The organism is Novosphingobium sp. Leaf2 (assembly GCF_001421325.1).
Lineage (GTDB): Bacteria > Pseudomonadota > Alphaproteobacteria > Sphingomonadales > Sphingomonadaceae > Novosphingobium.
Window position 1 is genome coordinate 14,372 of the sequence record NZ_LMJY01000008.1, and the last position, 14,239, is coordinate 28,610.

Genomic DNA, 14,239 nt, shown 5'->3' on the forward strand with positions numbered 1-14,239 from the left:
TTCAACCTGGGCAGGACCCGGTTCTACGGCCTTCTGCCGAAACCGAAAAAGGAACGCCGTTGACGATGCCCTGGCTATCCAGCTGGATAAGCTGATTGGTTTCACGACGAATATGGGTGCGACCATAACCTTGCCCCCGGCAGCTGTATTGCACGGTCACTTCGTCCGCCTCGTCCTGAACCACCACTGTGTTGCAAGTCGCCCCGGCGTGCCGCAGCTGGATCAACCGGCGTCCGCTGTCGAGGCACATGTTTCGCGCGTCGCCGCCGCGTTCCCGCAGTTCCCACGATCCGCGATCAAGCGCGTCAAGCATGCCCAGGGTTTGGCGCTGCCCCATGGCTGGCACTGCGCTGCTAGCCAGCGCCGCCACCGACAGTATTGGCACAATACGCCTAAACATCACTTTACCGCTTTCAGACAACGCCCCGTCGCCCTTAGATCGGTCTTACGCCCGTTGAATTCAAGACGCGGTTTGAAAGGCCGGTTACGCCGGGATGCGCAGCACCTTGGAGCAAAACGCACAATCGACCGGGATCAGGCCATCGTCGTCCCGCATATCGGCGCGTTCGTCTTCCGGAAAACGCGCAAGAATGGAGCGATAGTGCTCCACCGAACACCGACATCCCCGCGCGAGGGGCACCAAGGGTTCGACGCGAACCTGATCTTCTTCATGGAAAAGCCGCCACACGAGATGCTCCAGGCTCAGCACCGGATCGAGCAACTCACCGTCCTGAACCGTTGCCCCCAGAATCGACACATGTTCCCAGTCGGGATGGTCCTCCTTGGCGTGGAGGCGCTCCTTGCCTTCCTCGCCATCAGGCAGATGCTGGAGAATCATGCCGCCGGCAATGCACCGCGCCCCATTTGACCGCACGGCAATGCGAATCAGCGTCGGCACCTGCTCCGATTGCGCAAAATAGGCTTCGCACGCATGCGCCAGGGACTCACCCTCAAGCGGGACGATCCCCTGATAGCGCTCGTTCGATGCGGACAAGTCGAACGTGATCGCCAGATAGCCTTTGCCGAAAATCGCTTCGAGCGAACACGTATCGCCCAACGCCTCCGCCTTTTGCGCATCATGGCGAAGATAACCGCGCACTTCGCCCTGACGGTAATCGCAGACCAGCAAGTCCACGACACCGCCTTCGGACTGCGCCTGCAAGGTCAGCTGCGCCTGATCTTCCTTGAGCAGCGAACCCATCAGCGTCGTGAGCACCAGGGCTTCTGCCAGCAGATGCTTGAGAGTCTTGGGGTAATCGTGCGCCGACAGGACGGTTTCGAGCACGGGACCAAGCCGCACCAACCGCCCCCGCGCATTACGCGCGGGCACGGTAAAGCTCAGCACCCGGTCGAAGCCAGTGTCGTCGCGCCGCAAGATGTCGTCTTCGCTCACAGTTTGCCCAGCGCCCACAGCAGGATCGACTTCTGCCCATGGATGCGATTTTCCGCTTCGTCCCACACGGCAGAAGCGGGGCCGTCCATAACCTCGTCGGTCACCTCCTCGCCGCGGTGGGCAGGCAGGCAGTGCAGAAACGTGGCACCGGCCGCAACCTTGGCCATCAGCGCGGCGTTGACCTGATAGGGCTGCATCGCCGCCACGTGCTGCTCGCCGCCCGCCTGGCCCATGGACACCCACGTATCGGTGACGACGACGTGCGCGCCCGCAACCGCTTCCTGCGCATCACGAGTCAGTATAACTTCACCACCCGCCGCCCGCGCCCGGGCGATAAAACCTGCGTCAGGTTCGTAGCCGGCAGGACCGCCGACGCGCACGGTGAACTTCATCAGACCCGCCGCCTCGATCAGCGAATTGGCGACATTGTTGCCATCGCCCAGCCACGCCAGTTGCAGGCCCGGCAGAGCGTGGCCGCGTTCGATCACGGTCAGCAAATCGGCCACGATCTGGCACGGGTGCGACAGGTCAGTGAGGCCGTTGATGACCGGCACTTCGGCGTAGTGCGCCAGTTCCTCGATCTTGGCATGATCGTCGGTTCGCAGCATGATCGCATCGACCATACGGCTAAGCACGCGCGCAGTGTCGGCGATGCTTTCGCCGCGACCGATCTGGGTGCTGCCTGCTTCAAGGATGAGGGCCGAGCCGCCCAACTGGCGCATCGCCATGTCGAACGACACCCGCGTGCGGGTGGAATTCTTCTCGAAGATCATTGCCAGCACGTGCCCGGACAAGGGCGAATCGGCGTCAACCCGCCCTTTGGGCCACGCGCAGCGTGCAGCCTTACGGTCCATCGCATCGTTGAGCATGGCGGCGACGGCATCGCCGCCCGCGTCCGACAGGCTGAGAAAATCCCTGGCCATCAATTCACGCCTTCCGGACTGTAGCTGGCGGCAGCCGCCGAAAGCTTTTCCATGAACTCGTCGATGTGGCTGTCATCGATCACCAGGGGGGGCAGGATGCGGACCACGTTGTCTCCGGCCGACACCGTCAGCAATTCGTGATTGTCGCGCATATGCGCCACGAACGCGCGCGGCTCTACCTTCATCTTAAGCCCGATGAACAGGCCCCGCCCGCGCACCAGTTCGAACAGCTCAGGGTAATTGCCGATGAACTGTTCGAGCCGCGCCTTGATGCGTTCGCCCTTGCCGCGCACGTCGGCCAGGAAGGCATCCTGCGGAATCACGTCCAGCACGGCGCCGATCGCGGCCATCGCGAACGGGTTGCCGCCGTAGGTGGAACCGTGGGTGCCGAATATCATGCCCCGCGCGGCCTTTTCGGTGGCAAGGCAGGCGCCGACCGGGAACCCACCACCGATCCCTTTCGCGGTGGCGAGAATATCGGGCATGATGCCATACTGTTCATACGCGTAGAACGTGCCGGCACGGCCCACGCCGCTTTGCACTTCGTCCAGCACCAGCATCAGGTCGTGTTCGTCGCACAAGGCGCGCAGCCCCTGCAGGAATTCGTCTGTAGCGACACGGATACCGCCCTCACCCTGGATCGGCTCGACCAGAAAGCCAGCGGTTTTGGGACCGATCGCGGCTTTCGCGGCTTCCAGATCGTTGAACTCGACATACTTGAAGCCTGGCAGCAAAGGCAGGAAGCCCTTGTGCATCTTGTCCTGGCTGGAAGCGCTGATGGTCGCCATCGTGCGCCCGTGGAAGGCGTTGTTGAACGTGATCAGTTCGAACCGATCGATATTGCCGGCAGACTGGTGGTAGGCGCGGGCGGTCTTGATCGCGCATTCCACCGCCTCGGCGCCGGAATTGGTGAAGAACACCGTGTCGGCGAAGGTCAATTCGGTCAGCCGGCGAGCGACATCCTCGCCCTGCGGACTGCCATACAGGTTGGACACGTGCATCAGCGTCTGCGCCTGCTTTTGGATCGCATCGATCAGACCCGGATGCGAGTGCCCGAGGGCGTTCACGGCGATGCCGCTGGCAAAGTCGAGATAGCGACGCCCGTCCTCGCTGATGAGATGGCAATGTTCGCCGCGAACGGGGCGTACGCCGCACCGGGGGTACACGGGCATCAGCGCAGGTATGGACATGTCGGTAATCCTCGAATGGCAATGAGTTCGTGAAGATCGCAAACGACAAATGGCGGCCCTGTGGGGCCGCCATTTGCGCGCATCTAGACGTGTGCAATCACCCGGTCAAACTACCGGGCCGAATGCAGGCCGATCAACCCTGAAGCGGCGTCAGGTTGACCGCCGAGTACTTGCCTCGTCGATCGACCTCGATGTCGAACTCCACCCGGTCACCCTCGTTCAGGCCGGTGAGGCCCGAGCGTTCGACCGCGCTGATGTGAACGAACGCGTCCGGCTGGCCATCATCACGCGTGATGAAGCCGAAACCCTTCATGGAATTGAAGAACTTCACCGTGCCGCTGGCCTTTTCGCCCGTCAACTCACGCTGCGGGGCTGCAGGCTCGCGCTTGGCGACCGGGATCACGTCGCCGACGACCGACAGGTCCGTTGCGGAAACCTTGCCACCGCGATCGACCAGCTGGAATTCCAGCTGCTGACCCTCGGCCAAGCCTTCAAGCCCGGCGCGTTCAACGGAGCTGATGTGAACGAACACGTCATCGCCGCCTTCTTCGCGCTGGATGAAGCCGAAGCCCTTCGCTGCGTTGAAGAATTTGACGACACCGCGTCCCTGGCCCACGACCTGGGCGGGCATTCCGCCGCCACCACCGCCACCGCGCGGGCCGCCGAAGCCGCCGCCACGCGGCGCGCCGCCGCCGAAACCACCGCCGCCGCCGCCGCCAAAGCCGCCACGGTCACCGCCGCCGAAGCCGCCACCACCGCCGCCGCCGCTTGCGCCGCCACCAAAGCCGCCACGGTCACCACCGCCGCCGCCAAACCGGTTGGAGCCACCGCCGAAACGATCCTGCCCGGCAAAGAACGGATCGAACTCGTCCTCGCCAAACTGATCGCGCTTGTCGCGTCCCCTTCCGCGACGACCTCTATCAAAACCCATGTCTACGAACGTACCTTCGCTGCGCCCCTAAATGCATCGAGCCTGGGCGCGTGGACGATGCGCGCCAAGCGTCAGGATGAACGCATGGCAAACCAGCGCTCTCCCGCAACCGCGACTCATACACGAGTCCCGAGGACATGGCGAACGGAAATACATCCCCAATTCACTCGATATCGATGAAAATACGCGGTTAAACGTCCGAAATGGCTTGCCGATGGCACCCAATCCGTCTTGATGACGGCGCGATTCCTCCGCAAGGGAACTTCGATCCCGACTCCACGAAAGGGCCTCGCACCATGTTTCGCCAGATCACCGACACCGTCTTTGCCAGCCCGCAGATCGACGTCGCCGCCATCGCCGAGGCCAAGTCTTTGGGCGTGGTGCGGATCGTGAACAACCGTCCCGAAGACGAAAGCGATGATCAGGTACCGGGCGCCGCTATCGAAGCCGCCGCGCGCGCGGCGGGCATGGATTATGTGGCGATCCCGGTGACGCATGCCGGCTTCAGCCAAGGGCAAGTGGATGCCATGCTGGACGCCCTCGATGCCGATGGGCCCGTCCTGGCCTATTGTCGCTCGGGAACCCGCTCCACGTTGCTGTGGGCGCTGGCCCGGGCCAAAGCTGGCGACAATCCCGCTGCGATCGCGGCGAAGGCGGCAGCGGCAGGCTACGATGTCTCGCCGATCCGGGAACTGATCGACATGCTCGCGGCCGGGCGCTGAGCAGCCCCAGCCTTAGAAGACCCGGTCTGAACAGACCTAAAGCGCGTCGTCACCCTGTTCGCCGGTACGGATGCGCAGTGCCTGCGCCAGTTCGAAGACAAAGATCTTGCCGTCGCCAATCTCGTCATTGTTGGCATGCTGGCGGATCACCTCGACGACTTGCGCCACCAGCGCATCCGGAACAGCCACTTCGATCCGGATCTTGGGCAGCATGTTCGAGGTGTATTCAGCGCCCCGGTAAATCTCGGTCTGGCCCTTCTGCCGACCATAACCGCTGACCTCGGACACCGTCAGGCCGGAAACGCCGGCTGCGCTCAACGCGTCCTTCACTTCGGTGAACTTGAACGGCTTGATGATCGCCGTGATGTATTTCATCCGCGTGTCCCTGGCCCGAAAGGGGCGGGGCGCACCTTTTCACACGGTAGCGCTGGCGGCAAAGGCTTTCGTGTGCCCGATGCCGAACGCGCACAAAAAAGGGGCCGGAGCGGCTGGCTCCGGCCCTTTGAAGGTGGTGTTCGCAGGAGGAACATCGGCTGGCGACGACGGGTGGGAGGAGAGTAGACCGTTCCCGCCGCCGCCAAACTTTCGATACTTACATATTGTAGGCGCGCTCACCGTGGCTGGAGATGTCCAGGCCCTGGTTCTCGTCTTCGATGCTCGGGCGCAGACCGATGGTCTTGCCGATCACGAAGTAAAGCACCGCAGAGATCACACCGGAGTAGAGCAGCGTGAAGACGACCGCCTTGATCTGGATGATTACCTGGCTGCTGATCGAGTAAGTCGAAGCGTCGAAGGCGGCGGGGAACTTGGTGTAATCGAACACACCTTGTCCGCCGAGCGCCGGCGAGGCGACGATGCCGGTGGCGATGGCGCCGACGATCCCGCCAATGCAGTGCACGCCGAAGACATCAAGGCTGTCATCATAGCCGAGCATGTTCTTCACCTTGGCGACGAAGATGTAGCAGATCGGCGAAACCACGAAGCCCAGCACGATCGAGGTCATCGGTGCGCCATACCCGGCAGCCGGGGTGATCGCGACGAGGCCGGCGACGGCACCTGTTGCTGCACCCAGCATGCTGGCTTTGCCGTGGTGGAAGTGTTCCACCAGCGACCAGCTGACGGCGGCGGCGCACGTGGCGACCATGGTGTTGATGAAGGCAACCGCAGTCACGCCGTTGGCTTCCAGGTTGGAACCGGCGTTGAAGCCGAACCAGCCCACCCACAGCAGCGAGGCGCCGATCATGGTCATGACGAGCGAGTGAGGCGGCATCGGCTCCTTGGGGTAGCCGGCACGCTTGCCGATGAAGAGGCAGCCGACGAGCCCGGCGATACCTGCGTTGATGTGAACGACGGTGCCGCCGGCGAAGTCAAGCGCGCCCCAGCCCCACAGCAGGCCCGAATCGGTGGGTGCATCGGCCAGGAAATCCGGGCCCGCCCAGTACCAGACCATGTGTGCCATCGGGTAGTAGACCAGGATCGACCACAGGACGACGAAGATCATCAGGCCGCTGAACTTGACACGTTCGGCGAAGGCACCGACGATCAGCGCCGGGGTGATCATGGCGAAGGTCATCTGGAAAACGACGAAGCTGAATTCCGGCAGATAGACGTTATTGCTGAACGTTGCGCCCACCGTCGTTCCATCCACGCCCTTCAGAAACGCCTTGGAAAGGCCGCCGAAGAAGTGGTTCTCGCCGCCCGAGGTGAACGCCATCGAATAGCCTACGCAGCACCACAGCAGACCGGCGACCGACACGATCATGAACACCTGCATGCACAAGCTGAGCATGTTCTTGGCGCGCACGAGGCCACCGTAGAACAGCGCCAGGCCGGGGATCGACATCATCAGCACCAGTGCCGAGCAGATCAGCATCCAGGCAGTGTCGCCCTTGTTGACCATGCCGGCCATCTGTGCGGCATCCGGGGCCTTGATCGGGGCGGCGGCCTGGGCCCAGGCCGCCGTTGAAAAGGCGAGCGATGCAAGCGTTGCACCCGCGCCGCCGAAAATCTTGCGGTTCATCATGAAAGCCCCCCTCAAAGCGCGGTGTCGCCCGCCTCGCCGGTGCGGATGCGCACGGCGGAAGCGAGATCGAGGACGAAGATCTTGCCATCGCCGATGGCTTCGGTGCTGGCGACCTGCTGGATCGTTTCCACGATCTTGGGAGCAAGATCGTCCGGCGCGGCGACCTCGATCTTCACCTTGGGCAGCATGTTGGTCGAATATTCGGCCCCGCGGTAGATTTCGGTCTGCCCCTTCTGGCGCCCGAACCCCTTCACTTCGGAGACGGTCATGCCGGCGACACCGATGGCGCCCAAGGCTTCCCGCACTTCGTCGAGCTTGAAGGGCTTGATGATGGCGATGATGAACTTCATGCCTATCCCCTGTTAGCCACCGGCCCCACTGCCGGCTAACATAGGTACAGCAAAGAACGTGCCAGTTTACGTTTGCTTAGGATTATGCCGCACATTCAATCGCGAGAGACGCGACGACCCGACGCATTATTGCGGTGCAGCGCCTGATTTACGGGCACTTGCCTAAATTTTAGGCAGCTTGATAGTGGCCACGACAGGCAGATGGTCAGACCCTATGGCCGCTAACGGACTGTGGTGAACATGGGTTCCCGCCACTTCCCACCTGTCGGAGATTACGATTCGATCCAACTGGGCGATCGGTCGGCGGGACGGAAAGCTGCGCCCCGGCGCCAGAACGCGCCAGTGGCGATCGAACTCTTGCAAGCAGCCGCCGCGCTGGGACCATTCGTTGAGATCGCCCATCATCACGGTCGGCACATGCTTTGCGCACCCGGCACAGTGTTGCAGCACGCTGCGCACCTGATGGCGCCGGCGCAGACCCGACAGGTCAAGATGCATGCCCACCACCCGGAACCGATGCCCGTCGAGCGCAAGATCGGCGCGAACGGCGCCGCGCGGTTCCAGCACCGGCAGGGGAACCGGGGCAGCTTCGATCAGTTCGATCCCCTTGCGCACCAGGATCGCGTTGCCGTGCCAGCCCAGGCTGTCCGGCTTGGTAGACAGCGGGACCGGCACATAGTCGGTGGCGGAATGGATCGCATCGAGGGGCAGCACGGCCATGCGCCGCCCGTACCGGCGATCCACTTCCTGCAGGGCCAGAACATCGGCGTCGATCTCACGCAGGATATTGAGAATGCGGTCGGGATCGCGGCGGCGGTCAAGCCCCACGGCCTTGTGGATGTTGTAGCTGGCGAAGGTGATCTGCAAGGCGCGCGCATTCCTGTGGCCGGTGGGCCATACAATTCCCACGGCCCGGCCAGGTTCCTTGCAGCACCCTCAGTGCTGAATGCTTAGCGTTCCTTGATGGCGCTGAAGGCCAGTTCGGGGTGGCGTTCCTGCTGATAGGTAACATCCCACGCCGATCGCGCCATGAACACCGGGTCGCCGTCGCGATCCTTGGCCAGGTTCATCTTGTTGAAGTCGGCGAACTCGCGCAGCGCCTTGTCATCGCCCTTGAGCCAGCGGGCGGTATCAAACGGCGCGCCTTCCAGCGCGGCCTCCACCTTGTATTCCGCTTCCAGCCGCGAGATCAGCACGTCCAGCTGCAACTGACCCACCACACCGACGATCCACTGCGAGCCGATTTCGGGATAGAACACCTGGATCACCCCTTCCTCGGACAAGTCATCCAGCGCCTTGCGCAGCTGCTTGGTCTTGGTCGGGTCCTTCAGCTGGACGCGGCGCAGGATTTCGGGAGCGAAGTTGGGCAGGCCGGTAAAGCGCACGTCGTTGCGTTCTGACAGCGTATCGCCCACCCGCAAGGTGCCGTGGTTGGGAATGCCGATGATATCGCCGGGCTCCGCGCTGTCCGCGATTTCGCGATCCTGCGCGAAGAACAGGATCGGCGAGTGAACGGCGATCGGCTTGCCCAGCCCCGACGGGGTCAGCTTCATGCCGCGCTTGAACGTGCCCGAAACCAGCCGCATGAACGCGATGCGGTCACGGTGCATCGGATCCATGTTGGCCTGCACCTTGAAGATGAAGCCGGTCACTTCCTTGTTGTCCGGCTCGATCGTGCCCTGGTCGGACGGCTGGGGCCGGGGCGGCGGCGCGTGGCGCGAAATGGCGTCGATCAGTTCGGCAATGCCGAAGTTCTTGAGCGCGGAACCGAAATAGACGGGCGTCAGATCGCCGGCGCGATAGGCCTCCACGTCAAACTCGGGATAGCCGACCATCGCCAGCTCCAGCTCCTCGGCCACCGGGGCGGGCAACGCCACGTCGTCGTCCACCTTGCCCAGGAACTCCTTGCTGGGGCCTTCGGGACGGGCCACCTTGCCGCTGGCAATGTCGAGGATGCCTTCAAACACGCCGCCCATGCCGACCGGCCAGGACATCGGGCACACATCGAGCGCCAGCATGTCCGCCACTTCGTCCAGCAAGTCGAAGCAGGCCCGGCCTTCGCGGTCCACCTTGTTGATGAACGTGATAATCGGCACCGAGCGCAGGCGGCACACCTCGAACAGCTTGCGCGTCTGCGGCTCGATACCCTTGGCCGCGTCGATGACCATGATCGCCGAATCGACCGCGGTCAGCGTGCGGTAGGTATCCTCCGAAAAGTCTTCGTGGCCCGGCGTATCCAGCAGGTTGAAGGTGATGCCATCGCGCTCGAACGTCATCACCGAGCTGGTTACGGAAATGCCGCGCTGCTGCTCGATCTTCATCCAGTCGGAGCGCGCGCGCCGCGCCTGCCCTCGCGCTTTCACCTGCCCGGCCAGATGGATCGCCCCGCCTTGCAGCAGCAGCTTTTCGGTCAGCGTGGTCTTGCCGGCGTCAGGATGGGAAATGATCGCGAAAGTGCGGCGGGCGTTAGTCATCGCCGCGCTTTAGGGGCGTCGCACCAAGATGTGAAGCCCGCCCCGCCGACCCGCCTATCGCTGGCCCTCACGCGCAACCTGGAATCCGGCGAAGGACTGGTTTACCGGCATCAGTTCAAGCGTGTTGATGTTCATGTGCGCGGGCAGTGATGCCACCCACAAGACCGTCTGGGCAATGTCATCGCCCGTCAACGGATTGACGCCGGCATAGAAGCTGTCCGACGCGGCCTGATCGCCGCCGTTGCGCACCACCGTGAACTCGGTTTCCACCATGCCCGGCTCGATCGAGGTGACGCGCACGCCGGTGCCTGCAAGGTCGGAGCGCAGGCCAAGCGCGAACTGGCGGACAAACGCCTTGGTGCCGCCATAGACGTTGCCGCCGGCATAAGGATACGTCGCGGCAACCGATGAAAGCATCACAACCGCACCCCTTCGCGCGATCAGGCCCGGCAGCACCTTGTGCGTCAGGGACACCAGCGCGACCACATTGGTGTCAATCATCGTCTTCCAGCTGGCAAGATCGGCCTTTTGCGCCGGGGCTGCGCCGAGCGCCAGGCCGGCATTGTTCACCAGGCAATCGATATCAGCAAAGTCGCCCGGCAGCGCGGCGAGCGCGGCATCGCGGGCCGCCTCGTCGGTCACGTCGAACACGGCGGGATGGAAGCGCTGTGGCCCCAGTTCATCGGCCAGCGCCCGCAGGCGTTCGGCGCGTCGGCCGGTGCCGACCACGCGCCAGCCTGCGGCCGCGAACGCACGGGCGCAGCCTTCGCCGATGCCGGACGTCGCGCCGGTGATGAGGACGGTCTTCATGGGGAAACTCCTTCAGTCTGCGGCAAGCACAGTCACGTCCATGCGGAAATCGTGCGCCGCGCCGGGTGGCAGGGTGAGGACACCGGGCTTGTCATGGAAATCGTCTGCGAAGCCCACCGGATCAGCGATGCCCTGCCACGGCTCGATACACAGATAAGCGGCGCCCGGCTTTTGCCAGATACCCAGCATCGGCGCGTCGGGAAACGCCACAGTGACCTGCGCGCCGCCGGGTGCGCCAAATGTCACCTCGCGGCTGGAAAGCGTGTCCCAGATCAGCGCATCGGCTTCGAACAGCGCAGCATCGGGATGGAGCAGATGGCCGTCAACAGGCGTCGGGAAAGTTTCGGGCAGCAGCAGCCCGGTTTTGGCGTCGATGCGGCGGATCGGCTGCGGCTCCGCGTCTTGGAAGGACACCACGTGATCCGCTTTCGCAGTGCCGCCTGGCAGCGGCCAAGCGAAGGCGGGATGAAAGCCGAAGCTGAACGGCAATGGCTGCGCGCCCGGATTGCTGATCTTCGCCGCGACATGCAGAGCAAACCCATCGAGCCGAAACTTGATATCCAGCACGAAGGCGAACGGATAGACCGCGCGCGTCGCTTCGCTATCTTTCAGCCGGAACAGGACATGATCCGCGCCGGCTTCGACGACCTCGAAATGCGAATGGCGCGCAAAGCCATGCTTGGGCAGCGCATATTCGGCATCACCCAGCCGGTAACGGCCCTCATTCAGCATGCCGACGATGGGAAACAGGACCGGCGCGTGACCGGTCCAGAACGCGGGATCGGCGTCAGTCATGTATTGCTGGCCACGCGCATCCGTGAGTGACCACACTTCGGCCCCCAGCAGGTTGATCTGGGCCGTCAGCTCATCCGAAGCGATCGTTACCAACTGCGCGTCTGTCATCGGTCATAGTCCCTTGCAGGCAGCCCGCCCGCGATCGTGCGCTTAACGCCCGGCACGCGCGCGAGGTCCTGAGCGAGTGCCGGAAAAAAAGCCCGTCCACCTTATCCGCGCAGCACCGCGCCCAGCTTGGCTGCCGCTGCCGTGACCCTGGCGGTGATCGCCTTGAGATCATCGTCCTTGTAGCTTTGCTCCAGCGGCTGCAGCGTGACTTCGAGCGCCAGCGACTTATGCCCTTCGGGCACGCCCTGCCCACGGAAATCGTCGAACAGACGGGCGGCCACTATGTTGGCCTTGTCCGCGCCCTGCACCACGCGCACGAGGTCCGCAGCCGGCAGCGCGGCCGGCACCAGGAACGCATAGTCGCGCGTCACCGCCTGCAGCGGCGGCGGCGCGTAGGACGCGCGCGCAAACGCCGCGGCGCCCTTCCGACCGGGAATCGCGTCGAGATGGATTTCCGCCATTGCTAAGGGGCCGGCAACATCGAACTGCTTCGCCAGCGCCGGATGCAGCATGCCGAAGCGGGCCAAAATAGTCTTGGGGCCAAGCCGCAGCGTGGCGGACTGGCCGGGGTGGAACTGCGGTCCCGCCTCGCCCATGACCTGCAACTTGTCGACCGGCGCGCCGGCTTGCGCCAACAGCGCCAGGACATCGGCCTTGGCATCGAACGCATCGAAGGCGGTGGCCTTGCCGCTGGCCCAGTTGCGCTGCGTCTTCTCACCGGCCAGCACGAAGCCCAGTGCCAGCCGCTCGTCGCTCGCCCCGCCCGCACCGCGCAAGTAGCGCCGGCCAACTTCGAACAACCGCAGCGACGCTGCCCCGCGATCGAGGTTGCGCTTTGCCGCCATCAGCAGGCCTGGCAGCAGAGACGGGCGCATCGCCTTCATGTCTTCGCTGATCGGGTTGGCCAGCACCCACAAGGCCTCTCCGTCCGGCGCGAACGCCTGCGCGGCGGCGTGCGGCAGGAACGACCAGGTCACCGCTTCCTGCAAGCCGCGCGCAGCCGCAGCGCGGCGAACGCGGCGCTCCAGCATTTGTGCTGCCGTCGCGGTGGGTCTGGCGACCCCGTCGGCACGCGGCAGCGGCACGCTTTGCACGTTGTCCAGCCCGTGGATCCGCACCACTTCCTCGACAAGGTCGGGCGCGCCATCCACATCAGGACGCCAGCCCGGAACCGTGACGGCCCACGTCCGCTGCCCGTTTTCTTCGATCGCCACGATCGTGAACCCCAGGCTTTCCAAGATGCGCTGCTGCTCTGCCGGCGTGACGACAACGCCGCCCAGCTTTTCCACCAGCGCCGGGTTGAACGACACGGTTCGCGGCGTGCTGGGCGCGGCGCCCGCGCGCACGATCTGCGATGCCTCGCCGCCGCACAGATCGAGGATCAGCGCGGTCAGCAGCGCCAGCCCGGCATCGAGAAAGCTGGGATCGATGCCGCGCTCGAACCGGCCGCGGGCATCGGATGTCAGGTTCAGCTTGCGCCCGGTCCGGGCGATGCGGACCGGGTCGAAGTAGGCGATTTCCAGCAGGACATCTGTGGTCCCCTCATCGCAGCCGGAATGCGCGCCGCCCATGATCCCGGCAATGTCATGAACCCCGGCCTCGTCGGCGATCACGGTCATTTCCGAGTCAAGGGTGTAGGTCTTCTCGTTCAGCGCCACCACGCTTTCGCCGTTCGCTGCCCGGCGCGCCACCACAGCGCCGTTCAGCCGCGCAAGGTCATAGGCATGGGCCGGCCGCCCGTAAGCGAGCATGATGAAATTGGTCGCATCCACCAACGCCGAGATCGGGCGCTGCCCGGCGGACTTGAGTGCATCCTGCAGCCACTGCGGCGACGGGCCGTTCTTCACGCCCCGGATCACGCGGCCATAGAATGCCGGGCACCCGTCGGCATCCTCGATGCGGATGTCGACCGGGCAGGCAAAGCTGCCGGCGTTCTGCGGTGGGTCGACCGGTTTCAGGTTGCCCAGCCCCGCCGCTGCCAGATCGCGCGCGATGCCATACAGGCCCATGCAGTCCGGGCGGTTGGGCGTGATGGCCACGTCGACCACCGGATCGGACCCGCGATAGTCCGCGAACGGCGTGCCGATGGGCGCGTCCAGCGGCAGTTCGATGATCCCGTCGTGATCGTCGCCCAATTCCAGCTCACGCGTGGAACACATCATGCCGTTAGATTCGACGCCGCGGATCGCCGACTTCTTGAGGACCATGCCGTTGGCAGGAACGGTCGCACCCGGCATGCCCAGCACGCCGACAAGGCCGGCGCGCGCATTGGGCGCGCCGCATACCACCTGCAACGGCGCGCCTTCGCCGGTATCGACGGTAAGTACCTGCAGCTTGTCCGCATCAGGGTGGCGCGCTGCAGTAAGCACGCGGGCGACGCGGAAACCATCCAGCTTCGCCGCCGGGTCCTCGATGCCTTCCACCTCAAGACCGATACGGTTGAGGGTCGCGGCGACATCATCGATCGTCGCGTCGGTATCCAGATACTGCTTGAGCCAGGAGAGCGAGAATTTCATCGTC

Annotated in this window: 14 protein-coding genes; 1 reads left to right on the forward strand and 13 read right to left on the reverse strand. The window is 64.1% G+C overall.

The features are described 5' to 3' along the window. Nucleotide 1: 1 nt before the first annotated feature. The 5 genes from ASE49_RS06335 to ASE49_RS18865 all read right to left on the reverse strand — a co-directional run bounded on the left by ASE49_RS06335 (nucleotide 2) and on the right by ASE49_RS18865 (nucleotide 4,437). Nucleotides 2-400, reverse strand: coding sequence for a DUF3617 domain-containing protein (locus tag ASE49_RS06335; protein ID WP_056769497.1), 399 nt, complete (start codon nucleotides 398-400; stop codon nucleotides 2-4). An 84-nt stretch (nucleotides 401-484) separates the two neighbouring features. Further along, the gene (gene hslO, locus ASE49_RS06340) at nucleotides 485-1,393 is read right to left on the reverse strand and encodes an Hsp33 family molecular chaperone HslO (protein WP_082456336.1); all 909 of its coding nucleotides are present in this window, start codon (nucleotides 1,391-1,393) and stop codon (nucleotides 485-487) included. Beyond that, complete coding sequence (gene argF, locus ASE49_RS06345; protein ID WP_056769499.1) at nucleotides 1,390-2,316, reverse strand: ornithine carbamoyltransferase; 927 nt, start codon at nucleotides 2,314-2,316, stop codon at nucleotides 1,390-1,392. Before argF ends, hslO begins: the two co-directional genes overlap by 4 nt. Then, nucleotides 2,316-3,506 (reverse strand): aspartate aminotransferase family protein, encoded by a 1,191-nt coding sequence (locus ASE49_RS06350; RefSeq protein WP_056769500.1) that lies wholly within the window; start codon nucleotides 3,504-3,506, stop codon nucleotides 2,316-2,318. Before ASE49_RS06350 ends, argF begins: the two co-directional genes overlap by 1 nt. 133 nt (nucleotides 3,507-3,639) lie before the next feature. Continuing rightward, nucleotides 3,640-4,437 (reverse strand): cold-shock protein, encoded by a 798-nt coding sequence (locus ASE49_RS18865; protein ID WP_056769503.1) that lies wholly within the window; start codon nucleotides 4,435-4,437, stop codon nucleotides 3,640-3,642. A gap of 296 nt (nucleotides 4,438-4,733) precedes the next feature. Between ASE49_RS18865 and ASE49_RS06360 the strand changes: the two genes are divergently transcribed. Then, the gene (locus ASE49_RS06360) at nucleotides 4,734-5,159 is read left to right on the forward strand and encodes a TIGR01244 family sulfur transferase (protein WP_056769505.1); all 426 of its coding nucleotides are present in this window, start codon (nucleotides 4,734-4,736) and stop codon (nucleotides 5,157-5,159) included. A 36-nt stretch (nucleotides 5,160-5,195) separates the two neighbouring features. On the opposite strand, the gene ASE49_RS06365 is transcribed toward ASE49_RS06360, so the two are convergent. The 8 genes from ASE49_RS06365 to pheT form a co-directional block, all read right to left on the reverse strand. Continuing rightward, nucleotides 5,196-5,534, reverse strand: coding sequence for a P-II family nitrogen regulator (locus tag ASE49_RS06365; protein WP_056769507.1), 339 nt, complete (start codon nucleotides 5,532-5,534; stop codon nucleotides 5,196-5,198). Between the two features lie 217 nt (nucleotides 5,535-5,751). Continuing rightward, entirely contained in the window at nucleotides 5,752-7,179 is a 1,428-nt protein-coding gene (locus ASE49_RS06370) for an ammonium transporter (protein WP_442945952.1), read from the reverse strand. 14 nt (nucleotides 7,180-7,193) lie between these two features. Beyond that, the gene (locus ASE49_RS06375; RefSeq protein WP_007687500.1) at nucleotides 7,194-7,532 is read right to left on the reverse strand and encodes a P-II family nitrogen regulator; all 339 of its coding nucleotides are present in this window, start codon (nucleotides 7,530-7,532) and stop codon (nucleotides 7,194-7,196) included. A gap of 162 nt (nucleotides 7,533-7,694) precedes the next feature. Next, nucleotides 7,695-8,399 (reverse strand): endonuclease/exonuclease/phosphatase family protein, encoded by a 705-nt coding sequence (locus ASE49_RS06380; RefSeq protein ID WP_056769512.1) that lies wholly within the window; start codon nucleotides 8,397-8,399, stop codon nucleotides 7,695-7,697. Nucleotides 8,400-8,482: 83 nt separating this feature from the next. Continuing rightward, a complete protein-coding gene (locus tag ASE49_RS06385) occupies nucleotides 8,483-10,006 on the reverse strand; it encodes a peptide chain release factor 3 (RefSeq protein WP_056769514.1) in 1,524 nt (507 codons plus the stop codon). Between the two features lie 54 nt (nucleotides 10,007-10,060). Next, on the reverse strand, nucleotides 10,061-10,816 hold the full coding sequence (locus ASE49_RS06390; RefSeq protein WP_056769516.1) for an SDR family NAD(P)-dependent oxidoreductase: 756 nt from the start codon (nucleotides 10,814-10,816) through the stop codon (nucleotides 10,061-10,063). 12 nt (nucleotides 10,817-10,828) lie between these two features. Then, nucleotides 10,829-11,719, reverse strand: a complete 891-nt coding sequence (locus ASE49_RS06395; protein WP_056769518.1) for an aldose 1-epimerase family protein — start codon at nucleotides 11,717-11,719, stop codon at nucleotides 10,829-10,831. A gap of 101 nt (nucleotides 11,720-11,820) precedes the next feature. Next, complete coding sequence (gene pheT / locus ASE49_RS06400) at nucleotides 11,821-14,235, reverse strand: phenylalanine--tRNA ligase subunit beta (RefSeq protein WP_056769519.1); 2,415 nt, start codon at nucleotides 14,233-14,235, stop codon at nucleotides 11,821-11,823. Nucleotides 14,236-14,239 lie beyond the last annotated feature (4 nt).

Coding starts and splice junctions, on each gene's coding strand:
- ASE49_RS06335 (WP_056769497.1), bottom strand. CDS start 400: ATGTTTAGGCGTATTGTGCCAATACTGTCGGTGGCGGCGCTGGCTAGC.
- argF (WP_056769499.1), bottom strand. CDS start 2,316: ATGGCCAGGGATTTTCTCAGCCTGTCGGACGCGGGCGGCGATGCCGTC.
- ASE49_RS06350 (WP_056769500.1), bottom strand. CDS start 3,506: ATGTCCATACCTGCGCTGATGCCCGTGTACCCCCGGTGCGGCGTACGC.
- ASE49_RS18865 (WP_056769503.1), bottom strand. CDS start 4,437: ATGGGTTTTGATAGAGGTCGTCGCGGAAGGGGACGCGACAAGCGCGAT.
- ASE49_RS06360 (WP_056769505.1), top strand. CDS start 4,734: ATGTTTCGCCAGATCACCGACACCGTCTTTGCCAGCCCGCAGATCGAC.
- ASE49_RS06365 (WP_056769507.1), bottom strand. CDS start 5,534: ATGAAATACATCACGGCGATCATCAAGCCGTTCAAGTTCACCGAAGTG.
- ASE49_RS06370 (WP_442945952.1), bottom strand. CDS start 7,179: ATGAACCGCAAGATTTTCGGCGGCGCGGGTGCAACGCTTGCATCGCTC.
- ASE49_RS06375 (WP_007687500.1), bottom strand. CDS start 7,532: ATGAAGTTCATCATCGCCATCATCAAGCCCTTCAAGCTCGACGAAGTG.
- ASE49_RS06385 (WP_056769514.1), bottom strand. CDS start 10,006: ATGACTAACGCCCGCCGCACTTTCGCGATCATTTCCCATCCTGACGCC.
- ASE49_RS06390 (WP_056769516.1), bottom strand. CDS start 10,816: ATGAAGACCGTCCTCATCACCGGCGCGACGTCCGGCATCGGCGAAGGC.
- ASE49_RS06395 (WP_056769518.1), bottom strand. CDS start 11,719: ATGACAGACGCGCAGTTGGTAACGATCGCTTCGGATGAGCTGACGGCC.
- pheT (WP_056769519.1), bottom strand. CDS start 14,235: ATGAAATTCTCGCTCTCCTGGCTCAAGCAGTATCTGGATACCGACGCG.